Source organism: Dongia soli, from assembly GCF_034044715.1.
Classification (GTDB): domain Bacteria; phylum Pseudomonadota; class Alphaproteobacteria; order Dongiales; family Dongiaceae; genus Dongia_B; species Dongia_B soli.
Genome location: NZ_JAXCLW010000002.1, coordinates 294061 through 318039 on the forward strand (window position 1 = coordinate 294061; position 23979 = coordinate 318039).

The window sequence follows — 23979 nt, forward strand, 5'->3', positions numbered from 1 at the left end:
TTTCACGACGACATTAACTGGAGGCCCGTCGGATCTTTGCGTCCGGTTACCAGCCCACGATAAAGTTCGGCATAGCGCTCGACGAGCTTTTCGATGCTGTATTTGGATACGACGTTTCGTCCTGCCGCAACCTGTTGCACGACTCGATCGCGATTCCGAAGGAGCGTTTCGATCGCATCGCTCAATTCAAGGGGCGATGCCGGGTCAAAGAAAGTGCAGCATTCCTCGTTCAGCAGGCTGCGGGTTGCTGCGATATCCGAGGCGATGCAAGGTAGCCCAATTGCCAAACCTTCCAACAGCACGTTCGGCATTCCCTCCCACCAGGAAGGAAGAATCAGAATATCGGATTGCTGCATCAATGCATATACGTCATGGCGATAGCCGCAGAAATTCACCTTATCCGTCAGGTGCAGTTCGCCTGCGAGCTTGCGCAGCGCGCCTTCATCTTCACCGACGCCGCAGATGGTCTGCCGCCAGTTCAATTCCGGCGGCAGCATCGCAAGAGCACGGAGCAGGCAATCTATGTTTTTCTGCTTGGTCAAGCGCCCGACAAACAGCAAATTTGCCGGTCCGTTTTCTCCATCGGTGAGGCTGGTCTTCGTGAATACCGGGTCAACCATGACGGCATTGGGGATGGTCACGCCGGACTTTGCGCGGAACAGAAGGCGGTAAGCGGCAATAGATTGGGCAATGGGATTATTGGAGATGATCTGTTGGGAGCAAAAGGTCGCCACCGCATATTCCGGCAATGACAGTGGGCGATGAAATCGCATGGCATTGCGATATGAATAGATACAGGGAATGCCACGTCGCCTTGCTGCAACCATTGCGGGAATCGTCATCGATGCCGGTAGCCAGGCATGAATCACATCGGGCTGAAAGGCCGTGATGGCATCCATCAGAGCGCTGTAGACGGACAGGTCATACTTGCCCTTCTTTTTGGCCTGATAGATGGGGACGTTCAGTGTGCTGGCATCGCCCGGTTCAACGCAGAAGATGGCCGACTGCACCGCGGCGCTATGGGATGCGCTGGCAAGCAGCTTCAATTGCCGTTCCGCACCGCCGCCGTGCAGTGCGTGAATGCAGTGTAATACGCGCAATGGATCACCGTCCCGCATGCTGGTCGAGCATTGCTGGTCTATCAGCGTGACAGGATCAAGATCGTGCACGGGATGCGACATCGAGCGTCACCTTGCTCACTTCCATAAGTTCTTCCAGCGGGATCGGGCAGGGCTGCCGGTTGCGAGCGGATTCGACGAATTGCGCCACACAGGCGTTGTTGCCCTTATCCTGGCGCCAAAGGGAAGAATTGATCCGGCGGGGCCAGCCATAGCCGCGAAGAGAACGGAAGTTATCAATTTGCAGCACACGGTTACCGGCAAAAATCTCGACCCTTTCCTTGGGGAAGGATTTATGTCCATTTGCCGCATAGACGATCGTGCAAAGTGAGCCGTCGGCATATTGCAGGGTAAAGCTGACTTTATCGTCGCGTCGATCCGTGACCGGCAAGCCCGCCATGGAGGTGACCTGCATACCCGTCACGGGAGAACCGACCAGGTAGGTGGCCAAATCGATAAAATGGCAGGCCTCGCCGATGATCCGTCCGCCGCCGGCTTGGTCATCTTGAGACCAATGCTCTCTGGGAATGGCCCCGGCATTAATGGTCATCAAAACGATTTTCGGCTCCTGCAACGTCCGTAACTGCTCCTTGCAGCGGCTGATCAGCGGCGAGAACCGGCGGTTGAAGCCAACCATGAGGCGGCTGCCCAGATGCGGTTCCCGCCGGAAGAGATCTTCTAGACGAGCCAGTTGCTCTGATGTGGTCACCAACGGCTTTTCGACGAATACATACTTGCCTTGCGTCAGCGCCGTCTCAACCAGCGAAGCGTGACTATCATGGCGGGTCGCGATGACGACGGCGTCAATCCGGGGATTCTCCAGAATTTCCCGAAGATCAGTGGTCGCCATGCTAGAGCCGAATTTCTTGGCGGCGCGGGCTGCAGACACACCGCCGAGTGACGCAATGGCAGTACAGCTCGCCGACGCCTTGCTGAAGGCAGGCAATAAAACTTTATTGGCATAGCCGCCAGCGCCAATGAAGCCAACGGACAGACGATGGGTCTGCTCCGCCGCCTTGGCTTGGGGCAGATAAACGACATGGGGACGCGTTTCCGCCGTGCCGATTTCCCCAGCCACCGAGGCATCATTGCGATACCTGAGCAGGATGCCAAGTGATCCGCCAGCCTCTAAGGTGGCATAGGCCTCCATGGCGGAGTCGATTTGGAACCGATGAGACAACAGCGGGTCAAGGTCGATTTGCCCGCTCGACATGATCGACAAGAGGGCATCGAAGTTCCGCTGGGCCGTCCAGCGAACGAAGGGCAGGGGGTAATCATTGCCCTTTTGTTCATATTGCGGATCATATCGGCCGGGGCCGTAGGAGCAGGAAACCTGGAAGGTCAGCTCCTTCTCGTAGAAATCCGCCCGTTGCAACTGCAGGCCGACGACACCGACCAGGACGATCCGGCCGCGTTTGCGGCACATCTGTGCCGCCTGATGGACGGGGTCGTTGCTCTTGGTCGCGGCCGCGATCACCACGGCATCAACACCGACGCCATCCGTCATGCCAATCGCCGTCGCAACCGGGTCCACATCATCCCGTCCCAGCTCAATCACCTCTGCGCCGAATTGGCGGGCGAGTTCGAGACGACGGCCGGGAAAGTCGATGCCGATGACTCGACAGCCGCTGGCGCGCAGCAATTGAACGGAAATCAGACCGATAAGGCCAAGGCCGATGACCGCGACAGTTTCGCCCAAAGTGGTGTTCAGCAAGCGTATACCCTGCAGGGCGATTGCGCCGAGCACGGTGAAAGCGGCACTTTCGTCCGACACGTTATCGGGTACATGGGCGCAAAGATTCTGCGGGACACAGACGACTTCGGCATGAGGGCCATTCGAGACGACGCGATCGCCAACGGCAAACTGTGTAACGCCTTCACCGACCCCGATGACGGTCCCGACATTGCAGTAGCCGAGGGGTATGGCCTGGTCCAGTTTGCCCTGGACGGCTTCGATCGTCGGCAAAAGGCCGTCTGTCTTGATCTTATCGACAACCTCCCGGACCTTGTCCGGCTGCTGCCGCGCCTTGTTCAAGAGATTGGCTTTCCCGAAATCGATCAGCATCTTTTCCGTACCGGCGGAAACGATGGAGCGACTGGTCCTGATGAGAACATGGTTGCTGCGGATCAGCGGCTGAGGAACGTCTTCCAGCCAGACTTCGCCGTTCTTTAGGCTCTGCAATACCTGCTTCATGATGAATTACCTGTGCATCGTCACGCGCCTAATTGGCCGCATGAATGGGGGTATGAGTGTCCGTGGTGCGCGGGCCCTGAGATCCCTGGTGGATCGTCTGCATGACATCCACATATTGCTGATAGCGCCGTGCGGGAGTGTTGTATTTCTTCAGCTCTTCTCGGCCCAATTGCACGATGTGATTATAAAGATCCGGACGTTCCCTCAATTCGGCAAGCCGCATGGCAGCGTCATGCTCATTATCAAATTCAAAATAGATTGCTGCAGGGCCGCAGGCGCTTCGCGCCCATTCGAGATCGCTGACGACCAGCGGCCGTTCCATAATCCAGGATTCCATGACGTTATTGCTGACGCTTTCGCCGCGCGACGGCAGAATGACCGCATCGCAGGACCTGTAGAGTTCGGCGCATCCTTCGGCAGGAACAGGGCCGATATTGTCGATCATATCGGACACACCAAGCTGAGCAGCTTGATGGAGGATATCGACGGTCTTCTCGTCACCTTGGCGAAGAGTGAGGACGAAGCGAATATCGGAATTGCGATTGAGTTGGCGCAGTTGACGGGCAATGCGGGGGACAAGCTCGATATTCTTATGGGCACGGTATCCGGATAGCATTAATACCCGGAAGCCGCTCGGCAGCTCGGCACATAGTTGTTTGACGGCTGGATGGGTGGTTTCCGGCGACACCAGCGAACTGATGCTGGGCTGCACATGAAACACCTTTTCCGCCGGGAGTCCGTGGATGCGCTGCGCACGCAAAACGATAGCCGCGCTCTCGACGATCAGGGCATCGGCTCTCTTCAGGCTATGGCTGCGATAGGCGTCAATGATCCGTTTCTTGATTCCGTCCACAAAGCTGTGGCGCACCCAGGCATCGAGTTCCGGATAGAACAGGTTCCAATAAGCGCAGCCGACGACATTTGTTACGCCGCGTAGCCAGGGCGTCGGACCGAACTGCGTATAGACGATATCGGGCTTGTAGCTTGCAACCAGCCGACGGATGCCGAACAGCTCGAACGATACCCGCGATGCGATATCGCTGCCGATGATTGCCAGAATCTTAATATTGTGGCTTTCGGCGAGCTTTGTGAACGGAGTTCCCTCAGTCGCGACGATTCCCCATTCGTGTTCGCTGCCAATCGATCTGGCCTGCGCCACGAAATCGAGGCCCACCTGGACGCCGCCGCCACTCTTGAGTGGCACGAGGTTCAATAGAATTTTCATTATCGTGTCTCGCTCATCATCGACTCGTTGTTGCCATGCCAGGTTGGCTACGAAGCTTTACGCTGCTCGATCTGTTGCCGTGTGTCCTGATGCCAACGCACCGCGGAATCGACGATCGTGGCCAGATCGGATTCACGTGTTTCCCAATTCAATGCTTGCCTAGCTTTGCTGGCATCGGCGTAGAGGGCGGCGGGGTCACCCTGGCGTCGGGCGATAACGCGCTTCGGTACCGAACGCCCGACCCGGTTCTCCACGGCGGAGATGACGTCGAGCACCGAATATGCTTTTCCATTACCAAGATTGAAAGCGTGGAAGCCCTCTTTGCTATCCAAGTAATCCAGTGCAGCTACATGCGCGCGCGCCAGGTCATTCACATGGATATAATCGCGTAGGCAGGTTCCATCCTCTGTATCGTAGTCGTCGCCATAGACATCGATCGTCGGCCGATTGCCCAATGCGGTCTCGATCACCAGGGGAATCAGATGCGTCTCAGGGTCGTGCGCTTCGCCAATCTTGCTTTCCGGACTGGCGCCGGCGGCATTGAAATAGCGTAGCGCGGCGACCCGGAAATTGTGAGCCGTAGCGAAATCCGTCAGCATGGCCTCGGTTGCGGCTTTGGTGCGGCCATAAGGATTGATCGGTTTCTGGGATTCGGTCTCCCGGATCGGCAGACTTTCCGGTATGCCATAGACGGCGCAGCTACTGGAAAAGACGATTTTTCTGACATCGGTGGCCTGCATGGCGGTCAAGAGGGACAGCGTGCCACCGACATTAACGTCGTAATAGTGGCCGGGGTCGACAAAAGACTGGCCAACCAGGGACAAAGCGGCAAAGTGGATCACCGCAGAGACACGGTGACGGCTGATGACATCCACAAGGCGTTCGGATTGGCGGATGTCAATTTTCTCCAGAGGACCCCACCGCACGGCCCAGTCGTGCCCGGTCGTCAAGTTGTCAACCGTGATCGGGCAATATCCAGCGTCGGCGAGGGCTTTACATGTATGGCTGCCGACATAACCGGCGCCGCCAGTAACAAGAATATTCTTCATGCGAACTCCTATTCCGCCGGTGCGCCGGCATGCCGACGGCGGTCACTAGCCGTCGTCGTTTGCGCGACACGCCGAATGATGTCGAGAAAAGTGGCGGCTAATTTGTCACGGTCGTAATGTGTTCTGACATAGTCGGCCCCGTGGCGCCCCAGAGCGGAAACATGTTCACGGTTATCGGCCAATGTACGAATGGCAGCGCTCAATTCCTCTGCCGATTCCGGCTTAATCAAGATGCCGCTTTGTGCGGCCTCGATAATACGGGCGCTTTCACCGACGACGCCAAGGATGATCGGTCGTTCCATTGCCATGCTCTCGAAGATCTTCGACGGTATAACGGTCGAGAACAGGGGCAAGTTTCGTAACAAAACGAGGCTGGCATCGGAAATCGACCAGATTTGTGCCATTTTGTCTTTTGGCAGTTCGTCTAGCATCACGACATTGCTCAGGCCGCGTTGGTCACGTTCTTCTTTAAGAGCCGCTTTTGCGGCGCCGTCACCAACCATCAGAATTGCGATATCCGACCGGTGCCGCAGAATTTCCGCTGCTTCCAGGATGGTCTTGAGACCATGGGCCATACCGTGTGTGCCGACATAGGCAGCGACGAATTTATCGCCGAGACCAAGTTCCTGGGCCAAAGCGACATCCCGTTCCCGCCGCTGAAAAGTCGAAAGATCGACGCCATTGGTGATGACCGCAATCCGCTCCCGCGTACCGCCATGGCTGGCGACATGTTGGACAAAGGATTCGGTGACGACGACGATTTGATCGGCCTTGCGATAGGCGAAGCGCTCAAGCCATTCCAGCAGTCCGATGATCGCCTTGGATTTTATGGCGCCTACGGCGAGAATGGATTCTGGCCACAGATCGCGAATTTCCAGAATCCAGCGAGTGCGCCGCAAGCGGCTGGTCACGTAGCCAGCGAGGCCGGCGAAGAATTGCGGCGATGTTGAAATGACGACGTCGGGCCGTTTGACGAAGCAGGAAGCAGCGATGCTCATCAACATGAAGACGACATAATTGAGGGTGCGCAGCAGGAAACCTTCATTCGCGGTCGCGAAAGTCCAGACGCGAACGACATCGATACCGTTTATCTGGTCGCGCTGCCATAACCGATTCCGATAGCCAGGAAAGATCACGCCGCGGGGATGATTTGGCACGCAAGTGATGACAGTTACATCGGCGCCGGCCTCAACCCATCTGCGGCAATGCTCATAGGTGCGCGAAGCCGGCGCGTTCACCTCGGGTGGAAAGTAGTGCGTCAGGAATAAGATACGCATCTACAGCCTCTTAATCGTCCAAGACAGGTTGGCGGGAAGGGCGCGACGCAGCGAGATCACCAGAACATCATTGGGAATCGCTTTGCCGAATTCCGGCATATAGATGCCTTGGCCGATCTTGGCCGCACTTCCAGAGTCGATATTGGCGAAGGCGATTTCTGCAACCGGCGTACTGCTGTTCCGTTCGCGAACAAGAAATCTGCCGTAGTCGGCAGTCGCATAGAGGTCGGGATGGAAGTGTACGAAAAGCTCAATCAGATGCGTGCCGATACCGGAGAGAACATCCTGCACCTCGATGCGGCCTTCAACCGGAAAAGCATGTATGCGGCGCTTGTGATCGATCTTGCCTGCCAAGCGTCGGTAGCCGTGATGGACGCCGCTTACGGAAATACTATGTTGCCCAACCGACATATCGAGCTGCTGGACGCTAGCGGGCCTAGCAACGCGGAATACATGCCATATTTCCGACTGCTCCGCGCCATCGATGCGGATGGTGTTATGACCTTCCGTGCTTCGTGCATAGCGGCGGGTCGGGCTGTCTTCATAGTCGCAAACACCGCTATCAACGATGACGCGACGGCCCTTCAATGACAGCTCGAAGCTCAACGCGTCACAATGACCATGGCCGGGCTGATATTCAGGACCGATCGGGCCGCAATCCCACAGAAGCATGTCATTGTCGTAGCGATAGCCGTAATAACCCGCATCGCTCAGTTTAATGACACGGCTTTCATCCGCTGCATGGCTGGGTTCATAGGAAATGATCTTCTCAGCATAAGCGGTGAGTTCTTCCGTTTTAGCAGCAATGCCAATGGCGGAATCATTGAGGAGCGCGATGTCACCGTCGGGCATGGTAACGTCGCGGAGATAATCCAGGGCCCGTCGGGCGGTGTTGTGGAGGGGCTCGCTCAGCGTATCGAGTTCAGAGCCAGGGTTTTGTAAGATCAGGTTGAGAAGATCGAGAACATCTTCGGTGCAGATGGCGTGATACATCGGTGACCGTTCATAGTGGCCGCCGTCCGGCAAAAACTGTTCCTGGATTTCATCAAGTAGAAGCCGGCTTGCGCGAGCACGCCAAGAAGCAGCCTCGTTGCCGCGGAAGAAGCAGCCGACGAAAGCCATCGCCTTTAGATTTTTGAACAGGTGATTCGCCTGTATATGGTATTCGAGATTGGCGGCGAGCCAACGGCCCTGAACATAAAGACTGCGTTCCATCTGCGCCAGCGGAAGCGTGGCACGCTGGGGTGAGGCATAAAGCTTGATCCAATTCACCAGCCGTAGGGAAGCCGGATAGGGCTCCCAGGCGATTTCGGTTCCGATCGGATTTTGGTTGATCCAGTCGGTAATCAAAGCAGCCGCCTGGTCGGTCCGGAAATTCGGCGCGACCAGATAATCGAAGTAGTGCAGATTATATCGCCACAGTTTTGGCAACTCACTGCACTGCCAATCGATGGCGGACATGTTCATGCGATGCGCCAAGCCGATGAAACGAAACGTCCCATCGCTTTCGTAGCTGGGTGCTGCAGGCACTGGCGGCAGTAATTTAAAATCCGAATTCGGTGTTATCTTGTCGGGTGCCGGCAAGGCGACCGGCGTCGAGCGCCGCAGGCGGCGATATATCTGCCATAGCAACTGCCGCGGCTTCAGTTGTGATGCCGTGCGCGTCGCTAGAATCATGCGTTGGATATTCGTCGTCACAGCCGCAATACCCAGGGATCAAGCTACTTTGCGGGAGAGGTCACTACCGCCCGCATTCCGAAGAATATCGGCGATGCGCAACGCGGCCCGGCCGTCGCCGAAGGGATTCAGGGCACGAATGGTATCGGCACTTTCGGCGCCGTCACCCAGGGCCAATTCGATTTCCGAGATGATGCGATTCGGATCGGTACCTACCAGCCGCGCCGTGCCGGCCGCGACGGCTTCCGGGCGCTCCGTCACGTCACGCATGACGAGAACCTTTTTGCCAAGCGCCGGTGCTTCTTCCTGAATACCACCGGAATCTGTCAGGATCACGTCAGCCCGCCCCATCAGCCAGACGAATGGCAAATATTCGACCGGCTTGATCAACGCCACATTGGCAAGGCCGCCAAGTACCCGATTGACCGGCTCCTGAACATTCGGATTTAGGTGGACTGGGTAGGTGAACTGAAAATCCGGATTGCGCGTCGCAAGCTCGCGTATCGCGACGCAGATATTCTCAAAGCCTTGACCGAAACTTTCCCGGCGATGACCGGTTACGAGAATATGGCGGTGAGCCTTATTCGCCAGGCGGTTATGAAGATGATCGCCGAATAGTCCCTGCCAATGCTGCTTGTCGATTGCTTCGACTTTTCGTTTTGCAATCAGCAACGCATCAATGACCGTGTTTCCGGTAACCCAGATTCGATCTGCTTGAACGCCTTCGGCAATCAAATTCTCCCGCGCACCGATCGTCGGCGCGAAATGGAATTGCGCCATACGACCGACAATCTGCCGGTTGGCCTCTTCAGGATAAGGGGAGAGGAGGTCGCGTGTACGCAACCCCGCCTCGACATGTCCGACCGGAACCTGCTGATAGAACGCAGCGAGAGCGGCTGCCATGGCGGTGGTCGTGTCGCCATGTACGAGAACCACGTCCGGCTTTAGCTCACGAATGACATCACGGATACGTTCGAGAATGGAAATCGTAATATCATATAAATCCTGCTTTTCTCGCATCACATTCAGGTCGAAATCGGGGGTGATGCTGAAATCCTGAAGGGCTCGATCAAGCAATTGCCGATGCTGGCCTGTAACACAGACTTTGCAATCGATATCCGCCGAACGCCCGAGCGCCAATACGACCGGGGCCATCTTGATGGCTTCAGGCCGGGTGCCGAAAACGACAAGAACTCGTTGCTGTTGGGTCAAAGCATGCCTCGCGTATCGATGACGACCTTTTCCTTCAAATCCATGGATTTCAGTTTCCGGAAGGACCGGTGATCGACGAGAACGACCACGATATCGGCGCGTTCGATGGCTTCTTCCATGGAGACGAGATCGAAGTCCGGATGCTGTCTGATATTTGGTTCGCAAATAAGAAGATTGGCGATCTTCTCGTCCTTCAGCCGTCGGACGATTTCCAGGGCCGGCGACATGCGTAGATCATCAACATCCGCCTTGAAAGCAAGCCCGAGGCAGGCGATCACCGGATTGCGGAATTTCGCTGCCGCGGTGGTGACGCGCGTGACGACCCAGTCGGGTTTGTTGTCATTCACCTCTCTGGCGGTCCGAATAAGCCTTGCCTCATTCGGAGCATTGGCCACGATGAACCAGGGGTCGACGGCGATGCAATGGCCGCCAACGCCCGGGCCAGGACGCAAAATATTGACTCGTGGATGCTTGTTAGCGAGTTCGATTACCTCCCAGACGCTAATGCCGATGCGGTCGCAGATCATCGAAAGTTCATTGGCAAAGGCGATGTTGACGTCTCGGAAGGAGTTCTCGACCAGCTTGGCCATTTCCGCGGTACTGGCCGTGGTACGAAGAACTTCGCCGCGCACGAATTCCTCATAGAAACTGGCAGCAACCTCCGTCGATTGTTCGTTGATGCCGCCCACGATCCGATCATTCTCGACCAGCTCCGTGAGGATCCGGCCCGGCAGAACGCGTTCCGGGCAGTGGGCGACGAACACGTCTCGTCCAATATCCAGTCCGCTCGCTTTCAGCCCTTCCGCAACAATATTGGCGGTTGTCCCGACCGGGCTGGTTGATTCGAGAATGACGAGATTGCCGGGGCGAATGTGCTGCGCCAATTCGCGGGTCGCGTTCTCGATATACGAAAGATCCGGCTGGAAGCCATCCTTAAATGGCGTCGGTACGGCAATGACGAAGATGTCGGCTTCGGCCAATTTGGTACTGGCCTGCAAGCGCCCTGACTGGACGGCGGAGCGGACCAAAACGTCGAGATCCGGCTCGACAATATGTACATTGCCGGAATTGATCGTCTCGACGACCTTAGGTGAGATGTCCACGCCAAGGACATCGTACCCTTTGGTCCCAAGCAGCGATGCTGTCGGCAACCCGATATAGCCAAGGCCGATCACACAGATCTTTTTGCGATTCTGAGTAACCGGTGTATCGGCTGCCATTTTCAAGGCGGTCATCGTATCTCCTTTCATCGTCCGAAAATCAGACGCTTCCACCAGGTGCTGCCGCGCGGCCCATCATCTTCCATTGCGGGAAAAGAGCCGAGCGGACCAAACTCGTCAGGAATATCCAGCTGTGCGGAACGCTGCTTTGCGGCACGCACCGCCTGTAAGTCGGTAATGGATTGGAACCCATAGGGATCGGGCGCGTCATCGAGCGGCTGAACAATATCCGCTGCAGGAATGAGGCGGACGACTTCCGGCTGGGTGCCTTCCGCGGGGGGCATGTCTGGCCAGACTTCTTGGGTTTGAGGAGCGACCACCCGGTGTATAACTTCGTGGTGATGCCCGGCCGGCGCCTCGCGAGGGCGGTATCCGGCATCCCGGTCTACTCGCTGTTCCCGAATGCGATATTCCTGGCGAATTCGGGCGAGGATAGCTTCCTGATCTTCGACATCTGCGCTCGAGAAACCCGAGATCCCTCCGCAGCGGTCGCCCAACACCTTGAAGACGACATCTGTTCCGACCTGATTGAGGCCATCGGCAAAGGCATATAACAGGCTCATGTCGCAGAGCGTGTTGATGATACGAGGGATGCCGCCACTGAAATGTTGGATCAGCCCGATGGACAGGTCGTCAAATAACGGATGCGTCCGCCCCGCGACCCTGAGTCGATGGGCGATGTAGTCGCGCGTCTCGCTATAGGCGAGGGGCGTTAAATGAAAGCTGACGCTGATTCGCTGGGCGAATTGCTGGAGATCTGGCCGTTTTAGCTTATCCAGTAACTCCGGTTGCCCCACCAGGACCATCTGCAGGAGAAAGTCCTTATCAGTGTTGACGTTGGAGAGGAGACGCAATTCCTCCAGCGCATCGACACTGAGATTCTGGGCTTCGTCAAAGATGAGCAGGCTGCGCCGACCCAGGGCATATTCATTGATGAGAAATTCCACGAGCGCCTGGTACTGATCGGGCCGCGATCCATTGACCGCCTGTATATCGAAGGCGGCCAGGACCCAGGATAGAATGTCGTCGAACGAGCGGTGGGTATTGGAGATCAGGCCGATATGAACGGAATCGCCCGCGCGGTGCATGAAGCTGCGGACCAATGTTGTTTTGCCTGAGCCGATATCGCCTGTGATCGCCGTAAAGCCTGCCTGACCCGCGAGACTATATTCGAGCATGCTGAGAGCCATCGCATGCTTGCGGCTGAGATACAGGAAGCTGGGATCGGGGAGAAGCGTGAACGGCTTCTCAGTCAGCCCGAAATGTTCTTCATACATGCTATTGGCCCACCTTATCCAAAGTCGTGGATGTCAGGAGACGGCATTGACCATTGTGCCGATCACATGATGATCGGACAGAAGTTCGGCAGAGCGTTGGATGTCGGAGCGTGTCGTGACCCGATCTCGGATGACAAAAAGCGCGGTATCGACATTCGGCAAAAATCCAAGCGTATCACCAGAGGAGAGGAGCGGCGGCGTGTCGTAGATAATGAGCCGGTTGCGGTGCCGTTGCTTGAGGTCCCGTGCTAAAGCCGTCATCCGCGGGGATGTCAGAAGCTCCGCGGAATTCGTCGCATGGCCTCTCGCAGGGAGCAGGAGAAGTCGCGGAATGTCCGGATTGACCAAACAGTCGTTTAAGTTGGCCTTTCCGCTCAAATAGTCATTGAGGCCGGCCTTCGGATCAAACTGGAACTCCTGATGAATACCTGGAGACCGGAAATTGAGATCAACCAGCAGAACGGTCTGATTGACATCCATCGCAATCGACAGGGCCAGATTGATCGCCGTCAGCGTCTTTCCTTCGCCGCTGCGGGCTGAGGTCACGGCAAGCGTGGTCTTATCGCTCCGACTCAACCTCTGCAAAACTTGAATGCGCAACAAGCGGTAGACGTCCGAGGCGGGATGCCATGGACGGTTGGCGACAAGCTTGGTCGGCGAATCTCGGCCTGCGGCAGGAATAACGGCGATCTGTGTATATTCCGGTGTAATGCCTTCCACGGTCATTGTCGTGGAATTGGCCGGCGCTTCGCCGCCGCGAATAGCACGTAGTTCACGTGCTCGAGAAAGCGCTTTCTCAATATGATTCATGTTGGACTCCGAACGGCAGGAGCAGCGGCCGTCGTTTTTGATAGGCGCCGGAACTTTCGATCATCTTGCAGGTCGTGCGCGAGTACATAGAGATCATTCCGTCAAAACAAGCTCGATGATGAGAAGAAGAGATGAAAGATGATAAAACTTGCAGCAACGAAAGCGATCATAGCTGCTGAAAGACGAAGTCTATGGCGCCACTTCCGCTTCGAATCTTCGATCTCCGGTTTGATCACCGGCATCAAAACGAGAGGGGACGTACCGAAGGTTTGTGTGATGAACTTCGTTGTCACAATTCGCTGATCGAGCATCTCGCGCAGGACCGAGCTTCCGGCACCCGCAGCAAGCGAGAGGATGCCGCCAAAGAACAGCAATAGCGGCCGGTTCGGCTTAACCGGAATGTCCGGCAGGTTGGGCGGTTCCAACAGGGAGAACGTAGCGCCCTGCCGGGAATCTTCGAGGTTCTGCGCCACCTGGGCATCGGAGGCCTTTTCCTTTGTCGCCTGATAACGCGCCACGGCGGCGTCGTATTGCTGCTTGATAGCATCGTATTCGCGCTCGGCCTGAGGTGCTTGCGCTTTCAAGGCGCGCAATTCAGCCAGGTGTTGCTGAAGGTTGGCTTCCTGGGCCTGCAACCCGCGCAGATCGGATGTGACGTCACCCAACTGGGACTGCATTTGAATGTAGGTCGGATTATCGGGAGAGGGCGACATCAAGCTGGAACCGCCGCCACTGCCGCCACCCGCGATCTGTTTGCGCAAGCTGCTCTGCTCTTTCTTCAGCCGAATGACATCAGGATGCTTTGCACCATAACGCTGGATACTGGCATTCAGTTCATCGGTTACTTTCTGCAATTGCGATCGCAGCGCAGAAGTGTCTCCCGATGTTCCGGTGGAGGACTGCAGGCCTTCGATCTGACGTTTCAGGCGAACGACATCCGGATGGTTAGGCCCATATTGGGAAGACAGCGTGGCGTATTGAACCTGGAGAGTCTGCAACTGCGCAGCCGGATTGGGGCTCAACTGGCCTTCGACAGGGGGGGCATAGGGCGAGATGCTGGCCAACTGCGCGCTCAAGAAACTCCGGCGTTGACGCTGCGCTTCGATCTGCCGCTGCGTGTCCATCAGCTGAGCTTCGGCCTGATTCATCATGTCGTCGTTCATCGACTGTTGCTCGGGCAGATTGCCGGCATAGCGTGCCCGCACCTCGGCAAGCTTGCCCTCAAGGTCCCGCACCTGATCGCGCAATTTGCTCGTTTCACTCGACAGGAATTCAGTGGTAACGGCAGCTTTTTGCTCGCGGTTTTTATTGTTTTCGGCGAGGTACAGTTCGACGAGTTTATTGGTGACCTTCTGCGCAACATCCGCCGATTTCGCATCGAAGGAGAGGGTAAAGGCGATCGTCAATCGGTCGGCCCGACCGCTTTTGGGATCGGTCACATCGACATTGGTCATAGTCATGTTGACCTTGTCGCGCAAGCTATCGACAAGTTCCGAGCGCGGCGTCTGATCCCGTTGTCCGGGGAAGAGATTGAACTCGTCGATAATGTTGCTCAAATTCTGCGTGGTCATGATACGGGTCTGCAGAATTTGCAGCTGCTCACTCGCTAGCGACGACACGGTCGATTTGACCATGTCGGGGGCCACGCTCGGCTCTTCGATCAGAATCGTTGCAGAAGAACGATAAGTCGACGGCCACAGGAAGACCAGGGTCGCTACTACTGCAAAAAGGCAGATGGCGACGGTCAAGCCGAGAAGTGTCCGTCGGCGGACTAGGCCAACGATATCGATTGTCTGACCGTTCTCTGTGGTTGTCGATGCCATGCTCGAAGCTTCCATAGTCGAAATTGCCGGCAAGTTTTTCGATGACTGGGTCATTCGGACCACGAAAATCCAACAGGGCTATATTTCAGCGTCACGAAGACAGCATTTGAATGTGCCTTCTCATGATCGTCGCCGGACACTTTGTGGCGATAGGTGTAGTTGCCGACGAGACTCCAGCTTTGCGAAAACTGCCAGGCGATCGATGGGCCGAAGGCATAAGACTGGACGTCCTCTTCTTGATTGTTGTTATTGCTGGAGCCGCTGACAGAGAGCGGGTCCGAGTTGTCGTAGTAGGTACCGCTGACACTCAACGTGACGAGGGGGTCCAGCCTGTAGCTTGCACTTGCCTTGACACGGTTGCGCGTCACGAGAACGCCGTCGCTCGACGGTTCGCGATCATGCGAGAAATCCGCCGTTAGATTGGTTTGATCGTTGAGCTGATACTTGCCGTTAAACTTGATGCGATAGCCGACATCGTTGTTGCCACTATTCTCGGCAGCGGTGTAGTTGGCACCGACGCCGGCGCCGATCTCCAGACGTTCTGTCGGGTGATAACGATATCCGACGAGGAAGCCGACGGTGTTCGTGTTGATATTTTCCTCATCGTCAGGCTCGAAACGCTGGTAATCCAGCGTGGCCGTGACATCGGAAATTTCGGATATCTGGTGGATAAACGTGGAGCTGGCGAAATAGTTCTTATAGCTCGTCAACTGATTTGAACTGTAGTCGACCTGGTTGTAGCCGGCCGCCAGGTCGAGCGTATCGAGCTCGCTCAACAGATATTCCCAGGACGGGGTAATATTCCACGACGTCACGCGGATTTTCTTGCCCAGGAATTTACCTGAATCATTCAGGTCGGAATTGAGCGAGGTATCGTGCTTGAAGTTGGCGTCGAGATGGAAAGTGCTTCGCTCGCTGTTGAGGTAGGTTCCATTGAAGTAAAGGAACTGGTCGTCCGAATTGAATTCGGATCTGTTGAAGTAGCGTGAGAAGCGAAACTGCCCGTCGAGCACCAGTTGAAGCTGGTCGCCGAGGCGGGACAATTTAATCTCCGGGGTCGAAATGCTGCCGTAGGCCGAATTTCCGCCAGGTGAAAGCAACAGGTTATCATCGTATTTTAACTGTTGCTGCATGACAGGTTCCAGGAGCCATTGTTCGGCGGCTGCGCTACGCGGCCGCGCGAAAACGAATCCGTCGACGACGAGGGCGATAATGATATATGGCCCGATTTTAGACATACGAAAACGTGGCATCAGGATGACGCAGCCAATCCGATTGTTGCAACGATCAGTCAGGAACGACGACGACATCGCCGCTGCGTAGAACGATGTTTTTATCAAGTTGCTCTCCGTCTTCTATGTCGGAGTAATTGAACGGGATACCTACCTGCTTGCCGCCTTCGCGTCTCAGGATGAGGATGTGGCGTTTACCGGCGAAGGGGGTAAGACCACCGGCAAGGCTGATCGCCTGCATGACATCGACTGGTCCTTCTACATGAAATGTGCCGGGTAGTTTGACCTGGCCGACCACGGAGATCGCATTACCGGTCGCCTTGACGACGGAAACATCGACTTCAGGATCTTTCAGGTCAGGGAAGTAGTCGCTCTTGCGCAAGGACTCGGCGATGTCGTGGCGAATTTCGTTGGTGGTTTTGCCGACGGCTTCGAGATCGCCGACCAGGGGAAATGAGATCTTTCCGTCCGGCTGAACAGTCACGTCCTTGTCGAGGTTCTGTTCCTTCCAGACGGTGATGTGCAGGGTATCGCCGCCATTGACGGTGTATTCCGGAAATGCGGGTTTCGGCAGCGGTGCGGCCGAAGCGGCACTTTGCGCGAAAGATACTCCGGGCGTCAAAGACAAGCCCGCCGTCAGCATGACGACTTTCAGGAGGGAGAGGTCGAGGTGCGGTTTATGAGGGTTTTCCATTATATTACACCTTTCATGCCAATCAAAAGTAGGCTGGCGATTGAGCCGATCCAGATAGAGGATCGTGCCAGAGATTTCGCGTTAAGCAGGATCTCGATGCAGTAAAGCAGCGGCACCAGTCGAAGCGCGAAATTGCGGAACGAGGTTTCGGTATCGCCATGCATCGGGAAGAGAAAAATGCCGAGCAAGGCAATTCCTATCAGAAAGTCGAGATTGTTGAATTGAAACCCGCCATCACGCAAAAGCCATCCCGTAAACGAAATAACGAAGGCCAGCCCGAAGAGGCAGGCGGTTAAAGTAAGCCACCAGAATTCCGAAGATGTTTGCGTATAGGTCAGCGAATAGCAGACGACGGTGGCGGCGATATAAGCGGTAATACGTCCAACCTGTTCCACCAGGCTCGATTTTAAACTAACGGCGATCAAAGCCAGGCAGGCGATCACCAGGCTTGCGATCGAGAGATCCCTTGCAACGGGAACCAGAGCTACGCCGGAGAGAATGTAAAGAACTGTCGCCAGTGCCGCGCCAAGCCGGGCGAAATTGAGAACCGCTGTCAGCCGCGATTGCTTGCCGGTTTTACGAAGCGCTTGGCTCGCCGAAGTTGGGCTCGGATGGCGATGGGGCCGCCATCCTGTGGCCTGAAGAAAGTGATAGCCTGCCAAGCAGCCAATACTGATCGTCAGGTAAACCAGTATCACCAGCCAATCCGAGGCGGATTGCAACAGCAGCGCGCCGGAAATGAAGATGGCCTGGATGCCATAGATAATCGCGACGCTTTCATTGTGTCGAAAGCCGATCGCCAACAGTTTGTGATGGATATGGTTCTTATCGGGGGAGAATGGAGAACGTCCGGCTCTCAGGCGCTGAAACATGACAGTCGCCGTATCAAGCGCGGGTAGGCCAATCAGCATCAAAAGGCAGGACGGGCTCAATTGAACATCCTGACGACAGAGAAGCACGGCCAAAGCAGCAATCGTAAAGCCAAGAAACTGGCTTCCGGCATCTCCCATAAAGATCACAGCCGGATGCGTATTATACCGCAGGAAACCGAAGGCTGCACCGATAACTGTTGCGGCTAACAGGGTCGAGACGGTCAGGGCGTCCGGTGAAAAGCCGATGATGGCTATTGCACCCAAGCTCATAATGGCGCTACCCGCCGCGAGCCCATCCAGACCATCATGCAGGTTGAATGCATTCGTAACCGCCAGCATGAAGAGTCCTGTTACGGGAATGGAAACCCAGGAAAAGACAGAATCTGGCGACATGAAAGGAAGGCGGTTCACAGTGTATCCGGCGCCGACGAAAACGATGATGGCCAGAAGCTGGCCCAGAACCTTGAGGCGATAATCAAGATTCTTGCGGTCATCCCATACCCCAAAACTAATGATGATGAGCGCTCCGAGAATATATGCATAGACCGGCCGGCTCAGCTGCGGCAGCAAGAAAAGCAGAGGCAAGAGGGCGCCCAGCGCGATGCCGATGCCGCCGCTGCGCGGAGTCGAGCGCACGTGAACCCGTCGTTCCTCGGGGCGATCAATAAGGCCCAGACGATCGGAGGCTGCCATCAACTGGGGAATGCAAAGCAGGCTGATGAAAAGTGCGCCGATCATGCAGAGATAAAGAATCATCATCGCTCACCCGAGGCGACGGCCACGAAGGCGATAACGGGTGATGAGATGATCTTCTGCAGTTCATATCGTCGATAGGCGAAGCCCTGCGGCATCCAGAAATCCGTCGCTAGTTCTGCCGATGGTGTTTAGCGATAAGCAATCATGCCGATGCATTGACCCGATTCAGACGGAGCCTTGAGTCGGCCTTTCCAACCATTTCCGAGCCCAGATGGGCGTCGAACCAAAATCGGTTTCAGCAACCTTGTTGGATTGACTGCTGCTGCGCCGGCGAATCAGGCTGAACGCGGCAAGGGCCGTGACAACGAGCAGAAAGGTGCGAGATAGATCGTTGCGCTGACCATTCTCAACTCCATCGACGGCGAAAGCCTTCAACGGCAGGGCCATATGGGGAATCGCCATATGCGTGGAAGCGAGATAGCTCGGAGAAAAGCGTGAGCTCGAGCTCGCGATCATCTGGCTAACGGACGGCGACGAGATGGGAATGCAGGTCATGCAGTTCGCATTGCTCGCTTCGCTGACGCGCAAGAGCGTTGACGACTTCGCGGGATAGTATTCCGCGGACGAACCGACAGCACTTGGTGAGGCAGCAAAACCAGCACTGCTGGCCACGCCCAAAAAAATAACGAGCGAACCCGCACCGTTGAGCAACATCTTCTTCATATCGGAGACGCTCCTTTTGCTTCGGATTGGATTAAACCGCACGCGGTTCAAAACAGCCGCCAAATCTTGATCACAAGTTCAACATTTGTGAGCGCCGGAACTCTAACTGAAATGGGTTAGAGCGGCTGTGATAAAGCTGTGAGAAGCCGCGCGAACATTGTGATGCGATGCATTGAAAGAAAATGCAGATTTCACCGTAGTGTCACGGGAGCGTGTACATGCTGGTGATGCAAAGCCCGACGCACAGAAGGCGGTATACGTGCAATCGGGCGAGCCTGGATTGTTGTGGGGGAGCCTGGATGTTGGGGTGTTAAGGCGGGAAACGGAGAGGGCGTGCTAGCTGGTTTAGGGAAGAAACACTGATGTACGGCCGCTTAATCGATAAGCGAGTAATCCCAGCCATTCATGGGTAGCCACATCGCAATAGAGCCATCCTTGTGCCGCGGTATCGGGCAGTCTGGCGAGGCTGGCGTCGGCACCAGTCTTGTAGTCTGCCGGATAAGGGATGACGGGAAAGTTCATCGCACTGAAGGCGCCGAGTGCACGCGGCATATGGACCGCCGACGTCACAAGAAGCCATTGATCCGTCGGTTTCGGTTGCAGAAGCTTTGCCGCCTCCTGCGCATTCTCGTAGGTATCGCGGGATGCACTGTCCGTCAGCATGCGGTCAGGATCGATGCCCATTTGCGCGAGGAATGCTTTTGTTAAGACGGCTTCGCTCCGCGCTTCCCGGCCGTTCAATTCGGGCGAGCCGCCGGAGATGAGTATCTTGGCCGCCGGAAAACGATGCGCGAGAGCGACCGTCGTTAACAATCGTCCCCCGGCATGGGTCAGAAGGGGACCGCTTTCTCTCGGTTGAAATGCGATGTCAACGGCGCCGCCGAGCAGGATGATGCCGGTGACCGGTGGCCGGATACTGGGTGCCGGGTGGCGGCTTTCCAAGGGCATGAGAAGCCAAAACGCCAAGGGAGACCAAGCGATCGCCGCCATCAGACAGAGGCCGATGCTCAACAGGATGCGACCTGATAGCTGGCGTTTCGATAGCATAAGCAGCGCCCCGATTATTACGAGCAGCGGGACGACATCGGAGGGGGTCAGCAGAAAGGCGAGAAGCTTGGCCGCGATAAAGAACATCAATCGCATCTCTAAGTGAGGCTGAGCGTGCTGGCAACCTGCCGCCGGTGGATCCATCTGACAAGGAGGTGGCGCAATGAATCGGAGTATATAATCATATTTATTCTCCTATAAAGAGCCAAATTTGATCTATAACACGCGCGAAAGTTTATTTTGTTTGCTCCTTGGGCAGCTCGTGATTAAGAAAATGAGGCCTGACCAAACAGTTGGAATTGTCTCTATTCGGCCTTTGGGTGTCCCCTTTATTGCAGAATACTGGCAGTACCTGTCTGTAAGCGTAATAAGCGTCATTAATTCGAAAGGGGGTCTCCATGAACTTTAAAACTCTGCGGCTGGCTATCGTTGCTGGCGTAACGCTGGTTGCGATGTCGGGTGCGGCCGTGTCCGCTCAGGCCGCATCCTTGCTTGACGAGATCAAGAGCCGGGGTACGCTGGTGGTCGGCTTGGAAGGGACCTACCCGCCATTCAATTTCCAGGATGAAAACGGGCAACTGGCCGGCTTTGAAGTTGATTTTGCCAATGCCGTCGCCGCCAAGCTCGGCGTGAAAGCGGAATTCCAGCCGACGAAATGGGATGGCATCCTGGCAGCGCTCGAGGCGAAGCGGTTCGACGTCATCATCAATCAGGTGACGATCACGCCGGAGCGTCAGCAAAAGTACGATTTCTCACAGCCTTATACCGTCTCCGGCATCCAGATCATCGTCCGCCAGGGCGATGAGGCCAAGATCAACAAGCCGGACGATCTTGCCGGCAAGGCCGTCGGTGCCGTGGTCGGCAGCAATTATGAGAAATGGCTGCGGGACAACGAGCCCAAGGCCGATGTCCGGACCTATGACGACGATGCATCGCGAGACCAGGATTTGCTGATCGGCCGAATCGACGCAGTCATTAATGACCGCCTCGTCGCGGCGGCACGCGTGAAGCAGTATCAGGGAAAGTTGGCGGTTGCTGGCCAGCCCTTTGCCAAACAGAACCAAGGGATTGCCCTGCGCAAGGATAATCCCGAACTGCTGGCGGCGTTGAATAAAGCCATCGATGACCTGCGGGCCGACGGCGAGCTGGCTAAGATTTCCGAGAAGTGGTTCGGAGCCGACGTGACGAAGTGATCTGACGAAGTCGGAATCGTGACCTTCAACATCGACCTGTTGGTGCAGTCGGTTCCCCTTCTTCTGAAGGGGGCCGGCTACACCGTTTTGCTCAGCCTTGGGGGCATGTTCTTCGGGCTGGTTCTCGGTTTTATCCTAGCGCTGATGCGTCTGTCGTCCGTGACGCTGCTCAGCCGCCTGGCCCTTGTCTATATTTCCTTTATCCGCGGCACGCCGCTGCTGGTGCAGCTTTTTCTGATTTATTATGGCTTGCCGCAATTCGGCATCCGGCTTGACCCGATTTCCTCCGCCATGATCGGCTTCAGCCTGAATATGGCCGCTTACACCGCCGAGATATTGCGCGGGTCGATTGCGTCGATCGATCGTGGCCAACGCGAAGCCGCATTGTCGATCGGCATGACCTCCTTTCAAATGATGCGGCGGGTCATCCTGCCACAGGCCGCCAGGGTTGCCTTGCCGCCTTTGGGCAACAGCTTCATCAGCCTGGTCAAGGATACCTCGATGGCAGCGACCATCCAGGTACCGGATCTCTTTCGCCAGGCGCAGTTGATCACGGCGCGGACCTTCGAAGTCTTCACCATGTATATCTCCGTCGCCCTGATCTATTGGGTCATTTCGGTTTGCCTCGATTGGGCGCAGTATCGGCTGGAATGGCGTGCCAACCGACATACCGCGGGCAAGTAAGATGAACATGATCGAAGTCCGGGGACTGACGAAAAGGTTTCGTGAGAGCGAGGTCCTGCGCGGCATTGACCTTGACGTAGCGAAGGGCGAGGTGCTGGCTGTCATCGGGCCCAGCGGCTCCGGCAAGACCACATTGCTGCGGTGTTTGAACTGCCTGGAGGCGCCAAGCGGTGGTCGTATCCGGGTCGGTGAGATCGAAATAGACGGGACGGTTGCGCTGAACCGGCAGAAACAACGGGTTCGCCAGTTGCGGCAGCATGTCGGCTTCGTCTTCCAGAATTTCAATCTGTTTCCGCACCGGACGGCTTTGGAGAATGTCATCGAGGGCCCGGTCATCGTGAAAGGTGAAAGCCGGGCTGTTGCAGAAGAGCGCGGGCGCAACCTGCTTGCAAAAGTGGGGCTCGGCGACAAGCTGGATTCTTATCCGGCGCGGCTGTCCGGCGGGCAGCAGCAGAGGGTCGCCATCGCGCGGGCCTTGGCGATGCAGCCGGATGTTCTTCTGTTCGATGAGCCGACTTCGGCGTTAGATCCCGAATTGGTCGGAGAAGTGCTGTCAACGATACGCTCGTTGGCCGTCGAACGGCGCACCATGCTGATCGTCACGCATGAAATGAATTTTGCGCGCGACGTGGCCGATCGCGTGTTGTTCATGGATGGCGGTGTCATTGTCGAGCAGGGGTCGGCACGGACGCTCTTCGCGGACCCCAAGCACGAACGCACGCGGCGGTTCCTACGAAAGGTATTGCATCAGGAGACGTCGGAATCGGCGTGAGGCTGGTCCGCAACGGCAAACAGCTCAACCTTCTCGGCAAAGCCTTTCAACTCGTGATACCCACATGACCTGGTCTCGATACCGGTCAGCAGTTTGGCAAACCGGCTGGACATCAGCAGCGGTTCACCGCTGGAGGCGCAAACCGTCTGGATTCGGCTGGTCAGATTCACGTCGCGCCCGATGACGGTGAAATCCAAGCGATGGCCTGATCCGATATTGCCGTAGCTCGCGGCGCCGTAATGCAAGGCAACGCCGGCGGATAATGTCGCATCCGCTTCCGATAGGCTGGCGAGCCGCGACAGCGCCGACAGCGAAGCCTGAAAGGCCACCGAACAATTGCGCGCCGGATCGTCGCTGATCCGGAAAATCGCGAGAATGGCATCGCCGACAAATTTCAGAACCTCGCCACCATTTTCCTCGATCGCCGGCAGTACCTGATCGAAGTAGCTATTGAGAAAGTGTAGAATCCGGTCGCCGGACAACCGATTCGACAAGCCGGTGAAGTCGCGCAGATCGCAGATCATCAAAGCAGCTTCGATGGTTTCGACGTCGTCGCGGCGGATATGACCCGCCAGGATACGGCGACCGGTTTCGGTACCAATATATGTGTCCAGCAGGTTGGTGCTGCGTTCCTGCAACATCTTGAGTTCGATCACCGTTCGCAAGGTCGGCATGATGCGCCGGAACAGGGCATGATGTTCCGGTTTGAAACCTCGTTCTCGGCAAGTCGACAAGCTGACGGCGCCGATCCAACTGGATCCGCTCAGCAGCGGTGCGAAAACCAGTTCGGCCAATTGCCGGTTCGCATAGATATCGTGAGTCGGCCAATGATCGGCGCCCGGTTGGTCCGGCCGGACCGTGAGCCAAGCGCCGGTCTTCAGAACATGGCGAACCGGATTTCTCTGCCCGAGTGCCGTGTTCTCAAAGCCGTGCCGCCGGCTGATGATCTCAACCGATTCTCCCGGCGCCCAAGCAATCGCACGGCCCAAAAATTCCGGATCGATCGTGAAAAGATGGAATGCAAGACGATCAATCGGCAAACCGGCATTCACCAGGCGAACGCCCAGACCTTCGACCAGATTTGCAACATCCAGATCGTGGCAATAATCGCTAACCAGCCATTCGATGATAACCAGGGCGATATCTGCGATAGAAACGTTCATGGCTTCCCGAGAGACAGGAAC

The 23979-nt window shown here is 56.3% G+C and carries 20 protein-coding genes; 3 read left to right on the forward strand and 17 right to left on the reverse strand.

Translation table 11 applies throughout. The features are described 5' to 3' along the window. Positions 1-2: 2 nt before the first annotated feature. From SMD27_RS07910 to SMD27_RS07985, 16 genes are all read right to left on the reverse strand, one after another. On the reverse strand, positions 3-1181 hold the full coding sequence (locus SMD27_RS07910) for a glycosyltransferase (protein ID WP_320507826.1): 1179 nt from the start codon (positions 1179-1181) through the stop codon (positions 3-5). Further along, the gene (locus tag SMD27_RS07915; protein WP_320507827.1) at positions 1156-3312 is read right to left on the reverse strand and encodes a bi-domain-containing oxidoreductase; all 2157 of its coding nucleotides are present in this window, start codon (positions 3310-3312) and stop codon (positions 1156-1158) included. The genes SMD27_RS07910 and SMD27_RS07915 overlap by 26 nt, the downstream gene beginning before the upstream one ends. Before the next feature lie 28 nt (positions 3313-3340). Then, positions 3341-4537 carry a glycosyltransferase family 4 protein gene (locus SMD27_RS07920; protein WP_320507828.1) on the reverse strand — a complete coding sequence of 399 codons (1197 nt, stop codon included), beginning with the start codon at positions 4535-4537 and terminating at the stop codon, positions 3341-3343. A 47-nt stretch (positions 4538-4584) separates the two neighbouring features. Beyond that, entirely contained in the window at positions 4585-5586 is a 1002-nt protein-coding gene (gene galE, locus SMD27_RS07925; RefSeq protein WP_320507829.1) for a UDP-glucose 4-epimerase GalE, read from the reverse strand. A gap of 8 nt (positions 5587-5594) precedes the next feature. Next, positions 5595-6863: a glycosyltransferase family 4 protein gene (locus SMD27_RS07930; RefSeq protein ID WP_320507830.1), complete on the reverse strand. Its 1269-nt coding sequence runs from the start codon at positions 6861-6863 to the stop codon at positions 5595-5597. Next, the gene (locus SMD27_RS07935; RefSeq protein WP_320507831.1) at positions 6864-8540 is read right to left on the reverse strand and encodes a heparinase II/III family protein; all 1677 of its coding nucleotides are present in this window, start codon (positions 8538-8540) and stop codon (positions 6864-6866) included. A gap of 39 nt (positions 8541-8579) precedes the next feature. Next, a complete protein-coding gene (wecB, locus tag SMD27_RS07940) occupies positions 8580-9752 on the reverse strand; it encodes a non-hydrolyzing UDP-N-acetylglucosamine 2-epimerase (protein ID WP_320507832.1) in 1173 nt (390 codons plus the stop codon). Continuing rightward, positions 9749-10987: a UDP-N-acetyl-D-mannosamine dehydrogenase gene (gene wecC, locus SMD27_RS07945; protein ID WP_320507833.1), complete on the reverse strand. Its 1239-nt coding sequence runs from the start codon at positions 10985-10987 to the stop codon at positions 9749-9751. The genes wecB and wecC overlap by 4 nt, the downstream gene beginning before the upstream one ends. A gap of 11 nt (positions 10988-10998) precedes the next feature. Continuing rightward, positions 10999-12249 (reverse strand): ExeA family protein, encoded by a 1251-nt coding sequence (locus tag SMD27_RS07950; protein WP_320507834.1) that lies wholly within the window; start codon positions 12247-12249, stop codon positions 10999-11001. 33 nt (positions 12250-12282) lie between these two features. Then, a complete protein-coding gene (locus SMD27_RS07955) occupies positions 12283-13059 on the reverse strand; it encodes a CpsD/CapB family tyrosine-protein kinase (RefSeq protein WP_320507835.1) in 777 nt (258 codons plus the stop codon). Positions 13060-13160: 101 nt separating this feature from the next. Next, complete coding sequence (locus SMD27_RS07960; protein ID WP_320507836.1) at positions 13161-14807, reverse strand: GumC family protein; 1647 nt, start codon at positions 14805-14807, stop codon at positions 13161-13163. A 125-nt stretch (positions 14808-14932) separates the two neighbouring features. Continuing rightward, entirely contained in the window at positions 14933-16222 is a 1290-nt protein-coding gene (locus tag SMD27_RS07965; RefSeq protein ID WP_320507837.1) for a transporter, read from the reverse strand. Next, positions 16170-16808, reverse strand: a complete 639-nt coding sequence (locus SMD27_RS07970) for a polysaccharide biosynthesis/export family protein (RefSeq protein ID WP_320507838.1) — start codon at positions 16806-16808, stop codon at positions 16170-16172. The genes SMD27_RS07965 and SMD27_RS07970 overlap by 53 nt, the downstream gene beginning before the upstream one ends. Beyond that, positions 16808-18439 (reverse strand): glycosyltransferase family 4 protein, encoded by a 1632-nt coding sequence (locus tag SMD27_RS07975; RefSeq protein WP_320507839.1) that lies wholly within the window; start codon positions 18437-18439, stop codon positions 16808-16810. The genes SMD27_RS07970 and SMD27_RS07975 overlap by 1 nt, the downstream gene beginning before the upstream one ends. Positions 18440-18601: 162 nt before the next feature. Beyond that, the gene (locus tag SMD27_RS07980) at positions 18602-19099 is read right to left on the reverse strand and encodes a hypothetical protein (protein WP_320507840.1); all 498 of its coding nucleotides are present in this window, start codon (positions 19097-19099) and stop codon (positions 18602-18604) included. A 345-nt stretch (positions 19100-19444) separates the two neighbouring features. Beyond that, positions 19445-20233, reverse strand: a complete 789-nt coding sequence (locus tag SMD27_RS07985) for a YdcF family protein (RefSeq protein WP_320507841.1) — start codon at positions 20231-20233, stop codon at positions 19445-19447. 311 nt (positions 20234-20544) lie between these two features. Between SMD27_RS07985 and tcyJ the strand changes: the two genes are divergently transcribed. The 3 genes from tcyJ to tcyN are packed head-to-tail and all read left to right on the forward strand — an operon-like array spanning position 20545 to position 22795. Next, positions 20545-21339, forward strand: a complete 795-nt coding sequence (gene tcyJ, locus SMD27_RS07990; protein ID WP_320507842.1) for a cystine ABC transporter substrate-binding protein — start codon at positions 20545-20547, stop codon at positions 21337-21339. An 18-nt stretch (positions 21340-21357) separates the two neighbouring features. Beyond that, positions 21358-22023: a cystine ABC transporter permease gene (gene tcyL, locus SMD27_RS07995; protein ID WP_320507843.1), complete on the forward strand. Its 666-nt coding sequence runs from the start codon at positions 21358-21360 to the stop codon at positions 22021-22023. A gap of 1 nt (position 22024) precedes the next feature. Next, the gene (gene tcyN, locus SMD27_RS08000) at positions 22025-22795 is read left to right on the forward strand and encodes an L-cystine ABC transporter ATP-binding protein TcyN (protein ID WP_452094320.1); all 771 of its coding nucleotides are present in this window, start codon (positions 22025-22027) and stop codon (positions 22793-22795) included. On the opposite strand, the gene SMD27_RS08005 is transcribed toward tcyN, so the two are convergent. After that, the gene (locus tag SMD27_RS08005; RefSeq protein ID WP_320507844.1) at positions 22771-23958 is read right to left on the reverse strand and encodes an adenylate/guanylate cyclase domain-containing protein; all 1188 of its coding nucleotides are present in this window, start codon (positions 23956-23958) and stop codon (positions 22771-22773) included. The genes tcyN and SMD27_RS08005 overlap by 25 nt on opposite strands. Between the last annotated feature and the right edge of the window lie 21 nt (positions 23959-23979).